Genomic DNA, 19,102 nt, shown 5'->3' with positions numbered 1-19,102 from the left:
CTGCTTAGACAACACCTCAGCTACCGGGAGCCCGCTCCCGTTCACCGGTCAACGGCCCAATGATGACCGCACCTCGACACTCTCGTGACTTGAGCCTCGACACCAAAGTCCTTTGTCAGCAGGCTCTAAGAGAGCGAAGCCTAGACCTCGGGAAGGGACGGATCGGGCGTCCAGGGAGACGGCGCGGTGATGGACCAGCGTTCGTGGTCACGCCAGGCCCCGTCGATGTAGAGATAGGCGGGCGACAGGCCCTCATAACGGAAGCCCAAGCGCTCGGCCAAAGCCAAAGACGCCTTGTTCTCCGGCTGAATGTTCGCCTCCAGCCGATGGAGCCGCAGGTCGTTGAAAGCATGCTGCAGGGCGACAGTGAGCCCCTCGGTCATGTAACCCCGTCCCGCGGACGGAGCGAATGCCGCATAGCCGACGGACGCGCCCTGGTAACGGCCCCGGATGATCGAGTTGATGTTGACCATGCCGGCGGCGGCACCGGTCTCCTGAACGCGGATCAGATAGCCCAGGTTGGTGCCGTCCGCAAAGCGGCGCATCCAGACCTGGAACTCCTCCGGGGTCGCGGGCAGCTGCATCCACGGCAAATGGAGCTCGACGCTGGCCTTCACGAGCGAGCAGAACTCATCCTGATCAGCGAGGGTGAGCGGGCACAATTCCACCCGTGTCGGCATGTCAGACATGGATCGATGTTAGGGCCTCTTCCGGGCAGAAAATCACACCAGATCCTCCGCCGCAGCCACAGGTCGCATGTGACCCCTGTCACCTCTCGCCGATGACATCACGGACTTACGAACGCCCAGCGCTGCGAGGACAGTTGATCAGGCGGAAAAAGGTAACCCCATGAACAACGTGTCCACGGTATGGCTCATCATCGCGGCGGGCGTACTGGTCTTGGCGTTCGCCTTCGTCATGAACGGCAGCATGACCGGGATCCCCCAATTCGTCCTGCTGGCCGTGCTCGGCATCGCGGAACTGATCTGCTTCGCCCTGCTGGTGGCCAAGGCAGCCGGCGGCCGGCGCGGTTAGAGCACGTTGGACGACCGCCCTCGTTCCCAAGCACACGGCAAGCAGTCGACGCCCCAGGCTGTTGCGACCGAGGAACCTCTCACCGGCGGAAACCGCGCCCGGCAAGTGGTGCGGGCCGGCGACACGGCGACCGGCTCGACGACCTGGGCTACATGGCCTGGACCTGGTGCATCCAGTCGCAGGGCCGGGTACCGATCGCCGACCAAGCCCGGCATCTACGCGAACTGCGCGACGGTTACGGCACCGCCGAACCAGCGCACCTCCTGGACGCGATGGTGCGCCGGCGGACACCGAGGCGGCGAACGCCAGCGATCCCACACTCACGGCTGGAGCCTCATCGCCGGCTTCGACGGCTGGCCGCGCTGGGAAGGGACGACCACCTACACGAGCGGTCCCGACGACACCGGAGCGCTCGCCGCCTACCTGGTCGCCCACTCACCAGTGCCGGCCCCGCCGGGCGACCGCGTCACCATCCTTTAGCCAGAGGTCTGGCCGTGCGCTCCGTGGCGCGCACGACCAGGTCGTACGGCACCCTCAGATCACCCACACAATCCGCACGGTCAGTCCGTCGTCGCCCGCCGAGACGCCTGCGACACCGCCACCTGCGGCTATCCGGCCTCGCATCGACTCAGACAACCACGCAGCCAAACTCACCGATTCAGCGATCCATGGGACAGACCGCCAGCGGCCGCAACCGGGCGTCAGGCTTGTTAACGTCATGACCATGAACCACGCTGACGTACCGCCCACAGGTGTCGACCCGACTGTGCCGAGCATTGCACGCGTCTATGACTATTGGCTCGGCGGAAAAGACAATTTCGCGGCGGACCGGGAGATGGGCGACCGAGTGAAGGCCGCCGTACCCGAAATGCCGTTGATGGCCTATCACAACCGGCTGTTCCTTCGCCGAGTGGTGCGATTTCTGGCCGGCGAAGCAGGCATCGGACGGTTCCTCGACTTGGGAGCAGGACTGCCGACGATGGAGAACGTCCACGAGGTAGCGCAAAAGGCGCACCCGGGGGCCCAAGTCGTCTACGTGGACAATGACCCGGTAGCGCTGACACACGCACGGGCACTGCTGGCCACGACAGGCAACACGCATGTCGTGGAGGGCGACCTGTACAAGCCGGAGCCAATCCTGGCAGAGGCCGACTCCCTGATAGGTCTCGATCAGCCCATCGCAGTGATGATGCTGGCGATGCTGCACTTCCTGCCGGACGAAGACGCCTACCGAGTCGTCCGCACCGTGATGGACGCGATGCCGCCGGGGTCGTACCTGGTCGTCAGCCACATCGGCGACACTCCGCAACTCCGGAAGGCGGCGAGCTTCTACAGCGCCTCAGGGACAGGGGCCGTGCTCCGCTCGCCCGAGCAGATCGCCGAGTTCCTGGACGGACTGGACCTGGTGCCCCCGGGCGTGGTGCCGCTGCCGGAATGGCGTCCGGACGAGTCGGTTCCGGCGCTGGATCGCATGACGGGGATGGCGGCGATCTGTGGCGTGGGACGAAAGCGTTGATCTGCCGGCTCAGGCTTGCCCACTCGCCCGAAACTCGCAGGAAAACCGGTCGGTAAGGCCGTAGCGATCCGGCGCCCCAAACTGGGCGCCGGGCGCGCAATTTACGGAGATGCCGTCCGCTCTTCCAGGCACGCCCCGCTCCCCCATGGCCAGGCCTCAGGCGCGTCACCCGGGCGCAACCCCCCAGAGGCTCCCGCTCGGTGGCCCGGGCGTCCACGAGGTGAGGAGGCGCAGCGCGTCGTGCGATGGCGAACCGGGTTCGGCGGTGAGGACCATGAGGCGCTGCATGCGCGACGCGCGTCGATCTTGCCGCCCAGTTGGTACGGGTACCGCTGCTGGTCGTCGTCCAGACGCAGCGCCTGGGCCGGCGTGGCGAGCACCGAAGCGGATGCTCGTACCCGGCCCTGCTCCAGCCGCGTGTAGTAGTCGACGCTGATCGCGGCGAGCTGGGCGACCTCCTCACGGCGGAGCTCCGCGACCTTGCGGCGAGGGCCCTGCTCGGGCAGGCCGAGGTCCTGCGGGGCCGGTCGCGCCCGGCGAGCCTTGAGGAAGGCGTCAAGTTCGCCGGGGCCGGATGCACTGGTCATGTCACCCATTGTCGAACTGGAGTGATCAGAGGTGAGGGCGGCTCCGCGTCAGGCCGGGCCGAGAACGCAGAACTCGTTACCCGCCGGGTCGGCCAGCACCTTCCACGAAACGTCGCCCTGGCCCACGTCGGCAGCCGTCGCACCGAGGGCCTTCAGCCGGGCCACCTCCGCCGCCTGATCCTCACTGGGGTACGGCAGCAGGTCGAGATGGATGCGGCTCCACACGGTCGGCACACCAGGCCTGCGGAGGAACTCCAGATACGGCCCGACACCCTTGGCGGAGCGCAGCCGTGCGTGATCGTCGGTCACCTCGTGCACGGTCCAGTCGATCGCCTCACCCCAGAACTGGACCATGGCCCGCGGGTCGGCGCAGTCGACGACCACCGCGGCGATCGGCCCGGTGTCCCGGTAGATCTCCCGAGGCTCCAGCACGCAGAACACGTTGCCCTCCGGGTCGGCCAAGACCGTCCACGGGACGTCGCCCTGGCCCACGTCGGCGGGCGTGGCACCGAGGTCCTTCAGGCGCGCGACCAGCTCCGCCTGATGAGCGGCGGAGGTGGTGGCGAGGTCGAGGTGCACACGGTATTTCACCGTCTCGGGGTCCGGGACGGTGACAAGGTCGATGTAGAAGGCGTCGGGGTCCGGCCAGCTGAAGCCCACGGGCTGAAGGTTGGTCACGCCGGGCCCTTCGCTGGACATGCTCCAGCCGAGCGCCTCCGCCCAGAACCGGCCGAGCGCCGAGTCATCCCCAGCCTTGATATTCACCTGAACGAGTCGCAGCGCCATGCCGCCAATCCTATGCAGGTCATGACGAACATCCGAACGAGAAGTCCCGTCAGCGGCTCACGGCGGTCTCCTGTTCGATACGCGACAGCTTCTCGGGATTGCGTACGTGGTAGGCGCCGGTGACGTAGCCGTTCTCCACCCGCGCGGCCACCACGCCGTCGATCTCGCCGTCGACGCGCACGATCAGCCCCGGGCCGCCATTGATCTGCACCAGCTCGACCGACCTTTCCGCGTCGCGCTTCCACCAGCCGACGGCCAGCAGGCGAGCGACGTTGTCAGCCCCCACGACGGGCCGCAGCAAGGCGTGTTTGACACCGCCGCCGTCGCTCAGGGCGACGACGTCCGGCGCGAGGATGTCGAGCAGGCTCTGCAACTCGCCGGTTTCGACCGCTCGCTGGAAAGCCTGGAGGGCGGCTCGGTGCTCGGCCGGGGAGCCGGTGCCGCGTGGGCGGCGCGCGGCGACGTGCGCCCGTGCCCGGTGGGCGATCTGGCGTACCGCGACCGGGCTCTTGCCGACGGCTTGGGCGATCTCGTCGTAGTCCAGATCGAACACCTCGCGCAGCACGAACACCGCCCGTTCGGTCGGCCCGAGCGTCTCCAGCACCAGCAGCATCGCCATCGAGACGCTGTCGGCCAGCTCGACGTCCTCTGCCACATCGGGCGTGGTCAGCAGCGGCTCGGGGAGCCATGGCCCGACGTAGGTCTCCTTGCGCCGGTCCAGGGTGCGCAGTCGTTTCAGCGCCTGTCTGGTGGCGATCCGGATCAGGTAGGCGCGCCGGTCCAGCACCGTGCCGAGATCGACGCCCGCCCACAGCAGCCAGGTCTCCTGCAGGACGTCCTCGGCGTCGGTGGCGGAGCCGAGGATCTCGTACGCGAGAGTGAACAGCAGGTTGCGGTGGGCGACGAACGCCTCGGTGGCCGCGTCCATGCAAGCCGGTTGCTCTGTTCGTTCGCTCATCGCTGGTTCCTGCCTGTTCGTACGCGACCGTGCCATGTCCATACGATCCCGGCCGCGCCGCTTTGTGACACCGACGTTCGGTGGTCTATGTCACACAGGCCCCGCTGTCACAAGGAGCGGACCGCCGGGATCTCTTGCTCGTTACGACGCAACACCACGAGTAAGGAAGTCCCAGCATGACCGATCTCCGGTCGCGTATGCCCAACCCCCTCCCGTTCGTCCCCGAGATGGCGGACGTCGGCGCAGGCCTGCACAAGGTCATCAAGAACGGCTCGATTCCGCAGACCACCGTCCACCTGCTGCAACTGCGCGCCGGGCAACTGCTCGGCAGCACGTACTTCACCATCAGGGAAACCGGCAACCTCCGCCAGGCAGGGGAATCGGAGGAGCGCATCACGGCCGTGGCGACCTGGCGGGACGCCACCTACTTCACCGACGCCGAACGGGTCGCGCTGGAGCTGGTGGAGGCGGTCCTGTCCCCGAACCCGTCCGGGGAACGAGTCCCCGACGAGTTGTACGCCAAGGCGGCCGCGCACTACGACGACAAGGCGCTCTGGACGCTCATCATGGCGATCGCCCATATCGGCTTCTTCACCCCTGCCGCTCTCATCGCCAAGCCGATCCCCGGCATGCCCCCCGGCCAGAACTACAGCGAGTAAGAAAGGCGTACAGCATGAGCATCACCAAGTTCGCGGTGGCGGGAGCGACCGGGCGGCTGGGCCGCCACGTCGTCGATGTCCTCACCGAACGAGGGCGCCAGGTCGTGCCGATGTCACGAGCCACCGGCGTGGACATCATCACCGGTGAGGGCCTGGCCGAGGCGCTCACCGGGGTGGATGTCATCATCGACGTCGCCTCGTGGCACGCCTCCGAGCAGGAGGCGGCGACGGAGTTCTTCCGCACGTCGGCCCGCAATCTGCACGAATACGGTCAGAAGGCGGGGGTCGCCCAGATCTCCATGGCGTCCATCATCGGCGTCGACAAGGCCACCGCCGGTTTCGTCGCCGCCAAGAAGGTGCACGAGGACCTTCTCCTGTCCGGCCCGCTTCCCGTCCGTATTCTGCGGGCCGCGCAGTTCCACGAGTTCGTCGGCCAGCTTCTGGACTGGCGGCAGGGCGACGTCGCCTACCTCCCGGCCCTGCCCACCCAGCTCGTGGCCTGCCGCACCGTGGCCGAGGAACTGGTCGGCCTGGCCCTCGGCCCCGCCCCGGGAAGGCCGATCCCCGAGATCGCGGGCCCCCGGAAGGAGTCCTTGGCGGAGGCGGCCGCACTCCTCGGCGCCCGCCGCGGCATCAAGGTCGTCGGCGTCGACGGTTCGGGCATGCCCGATGCGGAGATCGCCGCCGAGGGCGGGTTCCTGCCCAGCCCGCACGCCAAGCTCGCCGGCCCGACCTTCCAGGAGTGGCTCGACATCCAACCCTGAGCAACCGTGTTCTCGGAGCGGCGCTGAGCTCCGAGAAGAGGGCGCCAGGTCGTGCCGATGTCACGAGCCACCGGCGTGGACATCATCACCGGTGAGGGCCTGGCCGAGGCGCTCACCGGGGTGGATGTCATCATCGACGTCGCCTCGTGGCACGCCTCCGAGCAGGAGGCGGCGACGGAGTTCTTCCGCACGTCGGCCCGCAATCTGCACGAATACGGTCAGAAGGCGGGGGTCGCCCAGATCTCCATGGCGTCCATCATCGGCGTCGACAAGGCCACCGCCGGTTTCGTCGCCGCCAAGAAGGTGCACGAGGACCTTCTCCTGTCCGGCCCGCTTCCCGTCCGTATTCTGCGGGCCGCGCAGTTCCACGAGTTCGTCGGCCAGCTTCTGGACTGGCGGCAGGGCGACGTCGCCTACCTCCCGGCCCTGCCCACCCAGCTCGTGGCCTGCCGCACCGTGGCCGAGGAACTGGTCGGCCTGGCCCTCGGCCCCGCCCCGGGAAGGCCGATCCCCGAGATCGCGGGCCCCCGGAAGGAGTCCTTGGCGGAGGCGGCCGCACTCCTCGGCGCCCGCCGCGGCATCAAGGTCGTCGGCGTCGACGGTTCGGGCATGCCCGATGCGGAGATCGCCGCCGAGGGCGGGTTCCTGCCCAGCCCGCACGCCAAGCTCGCCGGCCCGACCTTCCAGGAGTGGCTCGACATCCAACCCTGAGCAACCGTGTTCTCGGAGCGGCGCTGAGCTCCGAGAACACGGCTCACGCCGGTGACGCACGGAACTTTACGTTGGTTCGTCCGCCGGAAGGGGACGTCCTCCGTCCGGGCACGGATCGTCGCCACGGCGGCGACGGCGGCGAACAAGGACGTGGCCTGGCTGAGCAGACCATCTGCGGCGGCCCGGGCCTTCAGGCGTCCCGGTATTTGTCCCGGACCTCGGAGAGCGGCTGGAAACCGGCCGACTTGTAGGTGGCGACGGCGCCAGCATTGGAGCTCGGGGTGCAGACGATCGCGCTCGACGAGCCCAGCTCCTTGAGCGCGGCGGCCGCCGCGACGGTGATCGCCCTGCCGTAGCCGTGACCGCGATGTTCCCGGTGCACGCCCATCGGCTCAAGCAACCCAGGCCTGCCCGGCCCGGCCGACCACACCGTCACCGCCGCCACCGCATTGCCCTGGTCGTCGTACGCGACCAGACACCGGGCGTCAGCGTACGGCGATCCGGCCGCCATCGCGTGCCAGCTCTCGTCCGCGAACGTCGAGCCGTCGAACGAGGCCCGCTGTACGGCCGCCCGCACGTGCGCCCGCCCCGGCCCGATCACCTCGATCCGCACGCCTGGATCCCGCACCGGCTCCGCGAGGTCGCGGCGCAGCGGCGTCCACGGCTCGTCAGCGTTCCAGCCGTTCTCGAACAGCAGATCTTGGATCAGGGCGCACATGGGCGCTTCGACGTTCACCTTCCCCTCGAGCAGCACGCCGCGCCCCGGCTCGGTCACATCCTCTACCAGCTGCTGCGCCAGCTCCTCGTCCCGCTGAACGTCCGGCGCCATCGTCAGCCGCAACAGATCGGGCTGGTCCAGCAGCCCGACGGCGAGGATCCGGCCGTCCCGGCTCCACGTACGGACCGCCGCGGCCGTCGCCTCCGCACCGAACCGCCAGAACCAGCCCAGATCCCCCGGATGCAGCTGCATCGGCGCCCCGTCGTGCTGCCACTCCCGCAGCACGCCCACTGCCTCGCCCAGCCCGTCCACTCCCGGCACACCCAACACGATCGCCATGCACTCGATCACACACCACCACCCCGGCGGCCCGCACCCGGTTTCCGGCCGCCCGGCGTGACGGGGAGGTCACCTGATGTTCTTCCGCGGGGGTCGCCAAACGTGATCATCCTGTCGAGTGTGCACCTGACAGACCGGGCATTCGGCGGCGGGCCGGGACGTTCAACACCGGCAGGCCGGCCACGTCGAACCGGCGCCCGCAAAAGACGTCGACCGGCTGCCCTCGGCAGCGGTAGCGTCCTGGGTTGATGTGGAGCGAAGTACGACCGCCGACGACGGCTCAGGTCCGCGACGCCTTCGGTGTTGAGCTGGGCGAATTGCGGCCGCATCCGGGCGGGTTCGAAGCGGATGCGTTCACCGACGGGCGCTGGTTCGTGAAACTCTGGCGTCAGCAGCCCGACAGTGACGCCGGTCTGGCGCTGACCGCTGAGCTGGCTTGAACGCGCACGCGCGATCGACGTGCCGCACGTGGTGTGCCACCACGACCTGTTCCCGCACAACGTCCTCGTTGACCGCGACGGCCGCATCGCGACGCTGCTCGACTGGGGTCACACGATGCTGGCGCCACGCGAGCACGACGTGTTCGCCGCCCTGTGCGGGCCCGATCCTGTGCGCTTCCTGCGCGCCTACGGCGCGGAGGGACTCGACCTCACCCACCTGGAGTACGCCCGGCTCGCCCGCTCGCTGCGCGACCTTGCCGTTCGCATTCACCACGAGGTCGACCTGGAGGGCGTCACCACGTGGGGTTTCGACGGGTTGCGCCGGGTGGACGCCGATCTCGAACTCTCCCGGCCTTTTTGCGATCGTTGAGGCGAGTGTTCGAGTTCGTCACCGAGCAGGTGGGCCATCCGCGCGGCCTCTGGCTGATCGCGATCAGCTACCGAGGCGAAGAGCTCGACGGCGAGGTCACTGCGAATGAACCTTTTCGTGAGCCTCTTCGAGAGAACACCCCGTCAGGAGCGCATCGACCCCGCTGACGAAGTTGGAGCACTCGAGGATGTCCTCGTGCGGGCAGGCCAAGCCATGGGCGATCGCGGTGCGGGCCACCTGAGCCTGGGCGATCCGTTGCTCCAGCTCGGTGAGCTTGCTCCGGTACAGCTCCCGCCAACCCTCGCTGTCCGGCGAACGAGCCGCGACGAACCCTTTGACCTCCCGCAGCGTGAAGCCGACGCCCCGCAGCATCAAGACCACACCGACCAGCTTGACCGCCGACGGCGGATAACGCCGTTGGCCCGAGACCCGGGCCGGCTCCGGGAGCAGGCCGAGCTCCTCCCAGTAGCGCAGCGCGGAGGTGGCGACACCCGTGCGGCTCGCCAGCTCACCGATCGTCAGCTGCTCACTCATTTGACTTCAAGCATACTTGAAGCCGTTGACTGGCGATCATGCAGACAGCAGGCACATCTCTCAAGCAACGCGCGATCAGAACGTTGGTGCGCCAGGCCCATCACCCCCGAGGCGTCGTGGGGTGGGCGGTCGGCCGGATGTTCGCTCATCGCCCCTCCAACCGGCGGCGCAACATCTGGGCGGTGTCGTTGCTGGACGTGCAGCCCACCGACCGGGTGCTCGAGATCGGCTTCGGTCCCGGCGTCGCCATCGCCGAGTTCGCCGGCCGCGCAACCCGGGGCCACGTCTTCGGCGTCGACCACTCGCAGGCCATGGTCCGGCAGGCCGCCCGTCGCAACGCCGCCGCAGTCCGCGCCCGCCGGGTGCACCTCACGCACGCCTCCGTCGAGCAGTTGCCGAGCTTCGGCGATCCGCTCGACGCCATCCTCGCCGTCAACTCCGTGGGGTTCTGGCCCGCCCCGGCGGAGCGGCTTCGCGAGCTGCGCGGCCTGCTCCGCCCCGGGGGACGCATCGCGCTCGTCAGTCAGCCCCGCTCCCCCGGCGCCACCCGGGAGACCACGGCCCGAGCCGCCCAGGAGCTCCAGGACCTGCTCACCCAGGCCGGCTTCATCCGTCTCCGGGTCGAGACCCTCGAGCTCAGCCCGCCGGTCGCCTGCGTGCTTGGCGGCAACCCGCCGTAGACGACCAGATTCCCTGCGCCGGGGCGCGACGGCTGACCCCGAAATTGTCCCTGCCCTCCGCCATGATGGCCCTGCTCGTATCCGCAGGTGATCTCGAAGGAGCTGTCATGACCGCCAACAGAGCTGCCGGATGGTCCGATTTACCAGGGGCTTCCTGGGAGGACCTCCCGTTGATCCGCGCCAGACTCGACGCGGGCGCCGACCCGAACGAGACGGAGCACTCCTTTGAGCGCCCGCTGCACGCCGCGGCGGAGTTCGGCTCGCCGGAGGTGGTCGCCGAGCTGGCCGGCCGGGTCGACGACGTCGACGCGCTGTGCGAGGGCCGCACCGCGCTCTGGGAGGCGGTCTTCAACGACCGGCCCGAGAACGCCCGTGCCCTGGTCGCCGCGGGCGCGGACCCATGGCGGTCCATGATGGACGGCTGGTCGCCCGGCCGGCTGAGCCTGGCCGGCCCGACGCCCGGCCTGTTCTTCCCGTTCCCGCCAGGTCACGCCGGCCTCGGCGAGGCCGAGGCGGCCGCCGTGGCGGAGGCTGGACGCCTGATCGGCGCGTTCGCCGCCGTCGAGGGCGACGGTTTCAGTCTCGCGTGCGTACGCGGCATCAGCGCGGCCGAGGCGGCCCGGCGCCTGGCCGCCGAGCCCGCCGACGAGGAAGAACTGGAGGAGATCATGGAAGACCCGTTCGACGAGGAGGCCCTGCGGTTCGTCGCCTTCACCGACGTGCCCGGCGGCTGCGTCGTCAGCCAGGAGTACGGATACATGGCCTCCACCCCCGGCGTCATGTCGGCGCTGTCGGCGGGCACGGTCGCCTACGGCATGTACTCCAACCCCAAGAGCGGCAACCGGGGCTGCGTCTACCGCGACGGCGAGGACGTGGAGTCGGACACCTGCGGGGGCAGCATCGACGTCTCCGCCACCGACTCCGCCGCGGAGATCCTGCTCAAATACCTCTACGACGGCTACCCCGAGGCCTACTGCTTCGCCGGGGCGGGCCTGCGCCCTGACGACGCCCGCGCGATCACCGATCCGGACACGATCCTGCGGCTGCCAGAAAGGGACTACTGGGCCTGATCAGACGGGCGGCGGGTGAGCCGGCGCACGCGGTTCACCGAGTGATCAGGCGCATCCGCTGGATGTCGGCCCCGGCGGGCGGGAGCGTGGCCTCCAGACCGTCCTCGGGCACGCGCCAGCGGCCGGGGAACGCCTTCCGCAGCGCCCGGATCGCGACGGCCGCCTGGGTGCTGCCAGGCACGCCGGCGGCTTCGTGTCGAGATCTCTTACGAGTCCCCTTATGGTGGCGAGGACCTGAGAGCGCTTCTGTGTCACCCCCGGCCGGACAGCCAGATGTCCTCCACCTGCGCAGCGGCATCTTGCGCAGACAGCCGTGTGACGTCCAGCCGGACGTCACCATCCGTGAAATCGTGCTGCTGGTCGTGCAGCGCGCGAAACTCTTCCGGCTTCAGGTACGCAGGCCGGGTCCCTGCTCGTCTCGCCGCCTCGCGGAAGTCCACCTCGAGCTTCAGAATCAGCACGTCGGGCAGTGCGGCCCGATAGAGCCCGGCAGTGTTGTCCGTCAGCACGTCCACGATGACCACGTCGATGTCGCCGTCCAAGAAGTTGCGGGCCAGCGAACAGCCGTTCAGCACCCCCAGTCGTTGCTGGCGAAGACCTTCCGGGCCGTTCCAGGGTGCGGCGTGGCCGCTGACGATCAGATGGCGAACATCGTCCACGTCGATGAAGGCGGCACATGGTCGTTTCTGCGCAACGAGAGGACCGATCGTGCTCTTGCCCACCGCTGGAGGTCCGGACAGAATCAACGCTCGCACGGAGTGATCCTCTCGTACGCTCGCCCCCCAAGGGGCTCTGTTTCAGGCGATGCGGCTCGGAGCCGGCTGCCAGCCGGTCTCGGCTGCCCAGCGTTCGGCCGCCGTCATCAGGACTGCCGTAGCCGAGGCCTTGACCTGGATGTCCACGCAGTCCTTGGCGGCCAGACCCGGCACCGCGGTGGATCCGACGTGGTCGATGGCGCGGGCGTGGTCTCCAAGTGCGTCGTGCAGTTTCCTGGCCCGCTGCTCGAAATCCGCTGCCCACTGCGGCGGGCTCGTCGGGGAAAGGCATGTGCCCCAGTTTGGAGCAGACGCGCTGACCGCTGTGCCGCTTGCCGCGCAAACGCAACAGTCGCAGCCGGCCTGGTTTCACGCAGGGTTGCCGAACCAATGGGCAGCGGCCTGCTCGAAGGCTGCCGGATCAGGGTCGCGATCGCCTGCCCAGGCGACCACGCCGTCGGGCCGGACGAGCACGGCCCCGAACCCGAGGTCGTTGCTCGCCGGACCGGCCGCGTACCGGATCCGGCTCGCCCAGCCCGTCGCGGAGCCGTGCAGGCGCCGGCCGGTGCTGAAGTCGAGCGCGACGCCTCGCCCGTCCTGCAGCAGGTCGCCGAGACGGGTGCCGTCCTCCAGACGCAGGTCCGGGGCGCTGCGGCCGACCAGCGGCTGCTCGCTGCCCAGGTCGTAGCGGATCGACGACCCCGACGTCTTCTCGAACACGTAAGTCGCCCCGTCACGGGTCGCGAGCAGGTCGCGGATCACCGCTTGGATCGCCTGGGCATGCGGATCCGGCCGCATGACCGCTGTCTGGGCGCGCGTCCAGTCGAGCACCGATGCGGCGATGGGATGGCGTTCGCGGGTGTAGGTGTCGACCAGCCCGTCCGGCGCGTGCCCGTGCACGGTCGCCGCGAGCTTCCAGCCCAGGTTCATGGCGTCGCCGATACCCGTGTTGAGCCCCTGCCCCCCAAAGGGCGGATGGATGTGAGCGGCGTCGCCCGCCAGCAGGACCCGCCCCCGCCGGTACGTCGTCGTCTGCATCGCCCGATCGGTGAAACTCGAAGCGAGATGAACCTCGCTCAACGTCACATCCGTGCCCGATACGCGGCGCAGAACCGCCTGGAGGTGCTCGCGAGAGGGCGGCTGCGAGCGATCGAACGCGCCGCCGTCGAAGTCCAGCATGCCCAGATGCCCTTCGGTAGGCATCCGCAGGTACATGCCGGTCGGCGTCAGATTGAACCCCGGACGCAGCTTCCCGGGATCGGCGAGGGTGGCGAGCACCGTGTAACCGGTGAACTGCGGCTCGGTGCCGGCGAAGTCGAACCCCGCCAGCCCGCGCACCGCACTACGCCCGCCATCGCAGCCGACGAGCCAGCGCGCCGCGTACTCACGCCCACCGGCCCGCGCGACCACCACCGCATCGTCCTGCGCGACCCCCGAGACCGTGACCCCACGCCTGACCTCCACACCCAGCTTGACCGCCCGCTCACCCAGCACCGCCTCCACCGCTTCGAGGCTTGCCAGCACGAACTCCGGTGCCGGGCTGGGCAGCCGGAACGGCAGGGCTTCGACGTCTACCTTGGCCGGATCGAGCGCCATGCCGGCGAAATGGCCCACATTGCGCGGCGGTGCCGCCTCATCGGCGCCCGACGCCGCCAGCAGCGGGTGCAGCAGCCCGCGGCGGTAGAACGCCTCGACCGACGCGGCGGACAACCCCCGCATCCCCAGCGGCTCCGCCTTCCACGGAGAACCCGGCTCCGGCTCCCGATCCAGCACCAGAACAGAACAACCCGCCAGACCGAGCTCGCAGGCAAGGAACAAACCCACCGGGCCAGCGCCCACGATCACCACATCATGCATGAAAAATCCCCTTCCGAAGCCTGTTACCGGACACGCGCGATGACGACCTATCTCGCCGTGACCTGCCGGCTCCTGCTATCGGCTGATCTGACGCGGAGCCGCCACCGCGAGGAGCTTGTCCGGGTTGCGGATGGCGTAGAAGTTGGTGATCTTCCCGTCGGCGATCTCGATCAGGAAGACGGCCTCCAGGCGCTCGCCGCTGAGCACCAGCGCGGGCGTGTTGTTGCAGTTGACCCTCTCGATCCGCAGGTCCCCCGGCCGTCCCTGCCGGAACAGGCTCATCAGGACCGCCGCCACCTTCTCCGCGCCCACCACCGGCCGGCGCGCCGCTGCGGCCTTGCCGCCGCTGTCGGCGGTCCAGATGACGTCCGGTGCGAGCAGCCAGAGCAGCCCTTCCAGGTCACCGGTGGTCGCCGCGGTCATGAACTGCTCGGTGATCTTCGTGGTCGTCGCGGCGTCGGCGGGCTCGAAGCGCTTACGCCGTGCCTGTACGTGCTCGCGGGCGCGGTGCGCCACCTGGCGTACCGCCGCCACGGACTTGCCCACCGCTTCGGCGATGTCGTGATAGCCGAAGCCGAACACCTCACGCAGCACGAACACCGCACGCTCATCGGGCGTGAGTGTTTCGAGCAGCACGAGCATCGCCATCGACACCGACTCGGCGAGCAGCACATCGGTCGAGGCGTCGTTCTCGGCGAGCAGCAGCGGCTCGGGCAGCCACGAGCCGATGTACTCCTCGCGACGGCGCGCGCTCGCCCGCAGGACGTTGAGGGCCTGACGGGTCACCAGCCGTGCCAGGTACGACTTGGTGTCCCGTACCGTCGCGAGGTCCACGTCGGCCCACCGCAGATAGCTGTCCTGCAGCACGTCGTCGGATTCGGTGACCGAGCCGAGTATCTCGTAGACGATCGTGAACAGCAGCGGCCGTAACAGGGTGAACCGCTCGGCGTGCTCGTCGGCGCTCACGGGGAGGTGACCGCCGTCGCAGCGGAGGCAGTCTGCTGGGGACGCGGACCGCCCTTGGGCCAGCCCATGGAACCCGGCTTGCGTGCCTCACCGCGGATCCGCTTCGACACCACGAACTTGCAGGTCACCTCCTTGATCACCGCGCCCATGCGGCCGCCGATGTAGGCGTTCACCATGGTGTCGTCCTTGCGGCCGAGCTGTCGAATGCCGGCGCGGCGGCCGAGGCTGACGCACGCCCCCGTGAAGGCCAGTTCGAGCATCGCCGGTTCGGTGCCCGCGATGTGGCTCAGCACGGTGTCAGCGGCCTGTGCCCCGAGCGGCCCGGCGGCGTAGCCGCTCATCCGCAGCGGCTGGCCCGACGGTGCGGCGGCGTCGCCGGCCGCGACGATGCGGTCGTCGTCGACGCTGGTCAGCGTCTCGTCGGTGAGGAGCCGGCCGATCGCGTCGGTACGCAGCCCGCTCGCCGCCGCCAGCTTCGGCACACCGAAACCGGCGGTCCAGATGGTCAGCGCGCTCGTACGTACCTCGGAATCGCCGGCGAGGACGACCGCGTCCGGCCGCACCTCGCTCACCACGGCGGGCTCGAGCACCACGACACCGTGCCGGGACAGCCATTTGGCGATGTACCGGCGCCCCGGCCCGCTCAGGTAGGGCGCCAGCGTCTGGCCGCACACCAGCGTGACCGTGCGTCCTTGCTCGGCCAGCTCGGCGGCCGTCTCGATGCCGGTCAAGCCGCCGCCGACCACAGTGATCGGGGCATCGGGGGGCAGCTCCGCCAGCCGGGCGCGCAGCCGTTGCGCGGACTCGAACTCAGCGATGTCGAACGCGAACTCGGCCGCGCCGGGCACCGACGACGGTGTCGCCGCGGTGCTGCCGACCGCGTAGATGACGTGGTCGTAGTCCAGCCCGCCGCCCGACGCCAGCCGCACGGTGCGGGAGGCGGTGTCGATGCGCGTGACGCTGTCGACGACCAGCCGGATGCCCTCGCCGAGCAGCGTGCCGTAGTCGATCGTGGCATCGCCGGTGCCGGCCACGAACTGGTGCAGCCGGATGCGTTCGACGAACTCCGGGCGCGGATTGACCAGCGTGATGTCGACGTCGGCGCGCGTCCGCAGGCGGTTGGCCGCGAGCGTTCCGGCGTAACCGCCACCGATGACCACGACCTTGTGATGTGTGTTGTGCTCAATCATGCCCTCAAGACACCGCGGATCGCCGGGACGTGACATGGCGAGACGTGACACGCGTCACTCCGCTCAAGTGGGGCGGGTGGATCATCGTGCAGGCGGACCCCCGCTCCCCCTGGAGGCGGACGACGAGCGCCGGCGTGACGGCGATCATGAATTCCGCTCACTGCAGGCTTTCGTCGAAGGACAACGGACATGCTCAAGAAGTCTCTGCCGGCCGCGCTGGCGGCGGCCGTCGCCGCCCTCATCTTGGTTCCCGCCGGCCCCGCGGCGGCCGCCACGATCGAGATCCGTCCCGGGCAGGTCTCGACCCTGAAACAGTCGAACAGCAAGTTCACCTGCCCGACGAACGAGGTGCTGATCGGCCGCGGGCACCGCGGCGACGAGAACGGCTACACCACGTTCCAGTGCGGGCGCATCTACATCGACGACGTCCAGGTCACGGTGCTCAGGCTGGACATCTGGGGCACCAAGACGGATGAGAACGACCACGATTACCACGCTCCGGCGAACCAGGCCATCACCGGGATCCGGCACGACGGGGACGAGAACGGCGACACCATCTACTACAGCGGTGCGCTGTCCTGGCAGGGCAAGGCGGTGCAGATCACCCCCAGGCAGCTGGAGGGCTGGGTCAGGGAGAACAACCACGCCTCGATGGGCGGCGCCGGCCAGGTGATGACCGGCCGCAGGCACTCCGGGGACGAGAACGGCTGGACTCAGTACGAGTACGGCTGGATCTCCTACAGCGGCTGATCACGGGGGCCGGGTGGCCGCGCTGGAGGCGAGGGCGGGCTCCCCGGATCGTACGGTTTCAGGGTGATGGCACTCGCCGTCCTCCTGATGCTCCGGACCATGAGGCCCTTCCAGGGGAGGTAAGGCAGCAGGCGGTAGTTCTGGTTGACGAACCAGGCCATGATCCTGCTCTCGGGGACCATCCACTTGGCCACTCCCTGCCCGGCCTTCCGGCAGCCCGCGACATGGTGGCGCATCGCCTGGCCGCGACACCTGCGGCTGCAGGGCACGGGCCGCCCCGTCGCGGGCCTGCCCGCCGTACAGATCGTCGATCAGCCGCTCGGACGCCACCACCTCGCCGGCGCGCACCGACAGCAGCGCCAGCAGAGCGCGCCGGGCCGAGCCGCCGAGCGGGACCTCGCTGCCGTCGTCACGCCACGCCCGCGTCGTGTCCGCCACCGGCTCGGCCCACAAGGTCGCCACCGCGGGCTCCATCGCGCTGACCTCCGCCACCGGCCCGGTCGGTCACGTGCTCGCCAAGGCGCCCAAGGGCGTGAAGTACGGCAAGACCGTCGCCGACCTGGCCGACCAGGTCCTGCCGGCCCTGACCGCGTCCATGAGCCTGCTCAAGCAGCAGGACCCGGCGGAGGCGGGCAACTTCCGCGGCACCGTCATCGTCGTCATCGACGCCGCCGCCCAGGGCCGGCCCAGCCCCACCCTGGCCGAGATGGCCCGCAAGATCACCGAAGCCCTCGACGCCGCCTGACGGCCGGGTCTCACCAAACGGGGACCGGTCAGTGGCTGCCGGACAGTTCGCCGGACAGGGCTCCGTGCATGCGGGCGCTGGCCTGGTTGAGGCCGATGATCCGCACGGTTTTGCCGCGGGCGGCGTACTTGGCCTCGATGGCGTCCAGGGCGGCGACGGAGGAGGCGTCCCAGATGTGGGCGTCGGTCAGGTCGATGACCACGTCGCCGGGGTCGGCGGCGTAGTCGAACCGGGAGACCAGGTCGTTGGTGGAGGCGAAGAAGAGCTCGCCGGTGACGGCGTAGACGACCTGGTGGCCGTCGGGGTCGAGGCAGGAGCTCACGTCCGCCACGTGGGCGACCCGGCGGGCGAAGATGACCAGGCCGGTCAGGGAGCCGACGACGACGCCGATGGCCAGGTTGTGGGTGGCGACCACGACGGCGACGGTGACGACCATGACGGTGATCTCACCGGCGGGCATGCGCCTGAGCGTGGCCGGGGCGACGGAGTGCCAGTCGAAGGTGCCGAACGAGACCAGGATCATGACGGCGACCAGGGCGGCCATCGGGATCTGCGACACCCAGGGGCCGAACACGATGCACAAGACCATGAGCATGACGCCGGCGGTGAAGGTGGACAGGCGGGTGCGGGCGCCGTTCTTGACGTTGATCATGGTTTGGCCGATCATGGCGCAGCCGCCCATGCCGCCGAAGAAGCCGGTGACGATGTTGGCGATGCCCTGGCCGATGGACTCGCGGGTCTTGGAGGAGTGGGTGTCGGTGATGTCGTCGACCAGCTTGGCCGTCATCAGCGACTCCATGAGCCCGACGAGGGCGAAGCCGAGCGCGTACGGGGCGATGAGGGTGAGGGTGTCCAGGGTGAAGGGCACGTCCGGCAGGCCGGGGACGGGCAGGGCGGAGGGCAGCACGCCGCGGTCGCCGACGGTGGGCACGGCCAGGTGGGCGCCGATGGTGAGCGCGGTGAGCGCCGCGATGGAGATCAGCGGGGCCGGGACGACCTTGGTCAGGCGGGGCAGGAACACCATCAGCGCGAGCGCCCCGCCGACCAGCGGGTAGACGATCCAGGACACGTCGATGAGCTCGGGCACCTGGGCCATGAAGATCAGGATCGCGAGGGCGTTGACGAAGCCGACCATGACGCTGCGCGGTACGAAGCGCATCAGCTTGGCCACGCCGAGGGCGCCGAGCAGGATCTGGATGAGACCGCCGAGGATGACGGTGGCGATCAGGTAGCCGAAGCCGTGCTCGCGGGCCAGCGGGGCGACGACCAGGGCGATGGCGCCGGTGGCGGCCGAGATCATCGCGGGGCGGCCGCCGGCGACGGCGATGACCACGGCCATGGTGAAGGAGGCGAACAGGCCGACGCTGGGGTCGACTCCGGCGATGATGGAGAACGAGATCGCCTCGGGGATGAGGGCGATGGCGACGACCAGGCCGGACAGGATCTCGGTGCGGGCGACCGACGGCGTCAGCCAGGCGGGACGGCCGGGCAGCAAGCGTGCGGACGGGCGAGCGGGCGTGGATGAGCTGGGCAACAAGTGTCCTTCGAGGGGGCGGCGGGCCACCGGCCGTGGGCGGCTCTCGGACGGCACTGGCGCATGCCGTCGGGCCTGGGTGTGCTTGTGCGGGCCGGCGATCGGCAACTCTACCCTGGGCTTGGCGCCGCCCTCGGC

24 protein-coding genes and 1 pseudogene are annotated in these 19,102 nt (G+C 69.4%); 11 read left to right on the top strand and 14 right to left on the bottom strand.

The annotated features are described in order from the left end of the window. Positions 1-140 precede the first annotated feature (140 nt). Positions 141-689, bottom strand: coding sequence for a GNAT family N-acetyltransferase (locus ABEA43_RS48715; protein WP_345572922.1), 549 nt, complete (start codon positions 687-689; stop codon positions 141-143). A 160-nt stretch (positions 690-849) separates the two neighbouring features. Between ABEA43_RS48715 and ABEA43_RS48710 the strand changes: the two genes are divergently transcribed. Continuing rightward, positions 850-1,035 (top strand): hypothetical protein, encoded by a 186-nt coding sequence (locus tag ABEA43_RS48710; RefSeq protein WP_345572921.1) that lies wholly within the window; start codon positions 850-852, stop codon positions 1,033-1,035. A gap of 724 nt (positions 1,036-1,759) precedes the next feature. After that, a complete protein-coding gene (locus tag ABEA43_RS48705; RefSeq protein ID WP_345572920.1) occupies positions 1,760-2,551 on the top strand; it encodes an SAM-dependent methyltransferase in 792 nt (263 codons plus the stop codon). Positions 2,552-2,652: 101 nt separating this feature from the next. On the opposite strand, the gene ABEA43_RS48700 is transcribed toward ABEA43_RS48705, so the two are convergent. From ABEA43_RS48700 to ABEA43_RS48690, 3 genes are read right to left on the bottom strand one after another with little or no spacing between them, the layout of a single operon-like run. Continuing rightward, positions 2,653-3,138 carry a helix-turn-helix domain-containing protein gene (locus ABEA43_RS48700; protein WP_345572919.1) on the bottom strand — a complete coding sequence of 162 codons (486 nt, stop codon included), beginning with the start codon at positions 3,136-3,138 and terminating at the stop codon, positions 2,653-2,655. Between the two features lie 48 nt (positions 3,139-3,186). Then, on the bottom strand, positions 3,187-3,924 hold the full coding sequence (locus ABEA43_RS48695) for a VOC family protein (RefSeq protein WP_345572918.1): 738 nt from the start codon (positions 3,922-3,924) through the stop codon (positions 3,187-3,189). 49 nt (positions 3,925-3,973) lie between these two features. Then, on the bottom strand, positions 3,974-4,882 hold the full coding sequence (locus ABEA43_RS48690) for an RNA polymerase sigma-70 factor (protein WP_345572917.1): 909 nt from the start codon (positions 4,880-4,882) through the stop codon (positions 3,974-3,976). A gap of 176 nt (positions 4,883-5,058) precedes the next feature. On the opposite strand from ABEA43_RS48690, the gene ABEA43_RS48685 reads away from it, so the two are divergent. The 3 genes from ABEA43_RS48685 to ABEA43_RS48675 are packed head-to-tail and all read left to right on the top strand — an operon-like array spanning position 5,059 to position 7,016. Then, the gene (locus ABEA43_RS48685; protein WP_345572916.1) at positions 5,059-5,541 is read left to right on the top strand and encodes a carboxymuconolactone decarboxylase family protein; all 483 of its coding nucleotides are present in this window, start codon (positions 5,059-5,061) and stop codon (positions 5,539-5,541) included. A gap of 14 nt (positions 5,542-5,555) precedes the next feature. Beyond that, positions 5,556-6,305, top strand: a complete 750-nt coding sequence (locus tag ABEA43_RS48680; RefSeq protein ID WP_345572915.1) for an SDR family oxidoreductase — start codon at positions 5,556-5,558, stop codon at positions 6,303-6,305. Between the two features lie 57 nt (positions 6,306-6,362). After that, positions 6,363-7,016: an SDR family oxidoreductase gene (locus tag ABEA43_RS48675; protein ID WP_345572914.1), complete on the top strand. Its 654-nt coding sequence runs from the start codon at positions 6,363-6,365 to the stop codon at positions 7,014-7,016. A gap of 190 nt (positions 7,017-7,206) precedes the next feature. On the opposite strand, the gene ABEA43_RS48670 is transcribed toward ABEA43_RS48675, so the two are convergent. Continuing rightward, positions 7,207-8,073, bottom strand: coding sequence for a GNAT family N-acetyltransferase (locus tag ABEA43_RS48670; protein WP_345572913.1), 867 nt, complete (start codon positions 8,071-8,073; stop codon positions 7,207-7,209). 245 nt (positions 8,074-8,318) lie between these two features. Here ABEA43_RS48670 and ABEA43_RS48665 point away from each other — a divergent pair, with 245 nt between their 5' ends. Both ABEA43_RS48665 and ABEA43_RS48660 read left to right on the top strand, forming a co-directional pair. Then, the gene (locus ABEA43_RS48665; RefSeq protein WP_345572912.1) at positions 8,319-8,513 is read left to right on the top strand and encodes a hypothetical protein; all 195 of its coding nucleotides are present in this window, start codon (positions 8,319-8,321) and stop codon (positions 8,511-8,513) included. A gap of 19 nt (positions 8,514-8,532) precedes the next feature. After that, positions 8,533-8,883: a phosphotransferase family protein gene (locus ABEA43_RS48660; protein ID WP_345572911.1), complete on the top strand. Its 351-nt coding sequence runs from the start codon at positions 8,533-8,535 to the stop codon at positions 8,881-8,883. Between the two features lie 96 nt (positions 8,884-8,979). Here ABEA43_RS48660 and ABEA43_RS48655 read toward each other — a convergent pair whose 3' ends face one another. Then, the gene (locus ABEA43_RS48655) at positions 8,980-9,417 is read right to left on the bottom strand and encodes a MerR family transcriptional regulator (RefSeq protein WP_345572910.1); all 438 of its coding nucleotides are present in this window, start codon (positions 9,415-9,417) and stop codon (positions 8,980-8,982) included. A 137-nt stretch (positions 9,418-9,554) separates the two neighbouring features. On the opposite strand from ABEA43_RS48655, the gene ABEA43_RS48650 reads away from it, so the two are divergent. Together ABEA43_RS48650 and ABEA43_RS48645 are read left to right on the top strand one after the other, a co-directional pair. After that, positions 9,555-10,097: a class I SAM-dependent methyltransferase gene (locus ABEA43_RS48650; protein WP_345572909.1), complete on the top strand. Its 543-nt coding sequence runs from the start codon at positions 9,555-9,557 to the stop codon at positions 10,095-10,097. A gap of 170 nt (positions 10,098-10,267) precedes the next feature. Then, a complete protein-coding gene (locus ABEA43_RS48645) occupies positions 10,268-11,167 on the top strand; it encodes an ankyrin repeat domain-containing protein (protein ID WP_345572908.1) in 900 nt (299 codons plus the stop codon). 34 nt (positions 11,168-11,201) lie between these two features. Here ABEA43_RS48645 and ABEA43_RS48640 read toward each other — a convergent pair whose 3' ends face one another. The 6 genes and pseudogenes from ABEA43_RS48640 to ABEA43_RS48615 all read right to left on the bottom strand — a co-directional run bounded on the left by ABEA43_RS48640 (position 11,202) and on the right by ABEA43_RS48615 (position 15,935). Continuing rightward, complete coding sequence (locus ABEA43_RS48640) at positions 11,202-11,348, bottom strand: hypothetical protein (protein ID WP_345572907.1); 147 nt, start codon at positions 11,346-11,348, stop codon at positions 11,202-11,204. Between the two features lie 70 nt (positions 11,349-11,418). After that, complete coding sequence (locus ABEA43_RS48635) at positions 11,419-11,922, bottom strand: nucleoside/nucleotide kinase family protein (RefSeq protein ID WP_345572906.1); 504 nt, start codon at positions 11,920-11,922, stop codon at positions 11,419-11,421. Between the two features lie 42 nt (positions 11,923-11,964). Beyond that, positions 11,965-12,180, bottom strand: a pseudogene (locus ABEA43_RS48630) (GrpB family protein); the annotation flags it as partial. 111 nt (positions 12,181-12,291) lie between these two features. Beyond that, a complete protein-coding gene (locus tag ABEA43_RS48625; protein WP_345572905.1) occupies positions 12,292-13,779 on the bottom strand; it encodes an FAD-dependent monooxygenase in 1,488 nt (495 codons plus the stop codon). Positions 13,780-13,854: 75 nt separating this feature from the next. Then, entirely contained in the window at positions 13,855-14,745 is an 891-nt protein-coding gene (gene sigJ / locus ABEA43_RS48620; protein WP_345572904.1) for an RNA polymerase sigma factor SigJ, read from the bottom strand. Then, entirely contained in the window at positions 14,742-15,935 is a 1,194-nt protein-coding gene (locus ABEA43_RS48615) for an NAD(P)/FAD-dependent oxidoreductase (protein ID WP_345572903.1), read from the bottom strand. The genes sigJ and ABEA43_RS48615 overlap by 4 nt, the downstream gene beginning before the upstream one ends. Before the next feature lie 189 nt (positions 15,936-16,124). Here ABEA43_RS48615 and ABEA43_RS48610 point away from each other — a divergent pair, with 189 nt between their 5' ends. Then, complete coding sequence (locus tag ABEA43_RS48610) at positions 16,125-16,685, top strand: hypothetical protein (protein WP_345572902.1); 561 nt, start codon at positions 16,125-16,127, stop codon at positions 16,683-16,685. Here the strand turns inward: ABEA43_RS48610 and ABEA43_RS48605 are convergent, their stop codons facing one another. After that, a complete protein-coding gene (locus ABEA43_RS48605; RefSeq protein ID WP_345572901.1) occupies positions 16,686-17,147 on the bottom strand; it encodes an AfsR/SARP family transcriptional regulator in 462 nt (153 codons plus the stop codon). It lies immediately after the preceding gene. On the opposite strand from ABEA43_RS48605, the gene ABEA43_RS48600 reads away from it, so the two are divergent. Next, a complete protein-coding gene (locus tag ABEA43_RS48600; protein WP_345572900.1) occupies positions 17,113-17,430 on the top strand; it encodes a hypothetical protein in 318 nt (105 codons plus the stop codon). The genes ABEA43_RS48605 and ABEA43_RS48600 overlap by 35 nt on opposite strands. Positions 17,431-17,458: 28 nt before the next feature. On the opposite strand, the gene ABEA43_RS48595 is transcribed toward ABEA43_RS48600, so the two are convergent. After that, on the bottom strand, positions 17,459-18,925 hold the full coding sequence (locus ABEA43_RS48595; RefSeq protein ID WP_345572925.1) for a SulP family inorganic anion transporter: 1,467 nt from the start codon (positions 18,923-18,925) through the stop codon (positions 17,459-17,461). Positions 18,926-19,102 lie beyond the last annotated feature (177 nt).

This window comes from Nonomuraea rosea (assembly GCF_039539705.1).
In the GTDB taxonomy this organism is placed as follows: Bacteria; Actinomycetota; Actinomycetes; order Streptosporangiales; family Streptosporangiaceae; genus Nonomuraea; species Nonomuraea rosea.
Note: the sequence above shows the minus strand (reverse complement) of the source record. Positions and strands in the feature narration are given on the sequence as shown.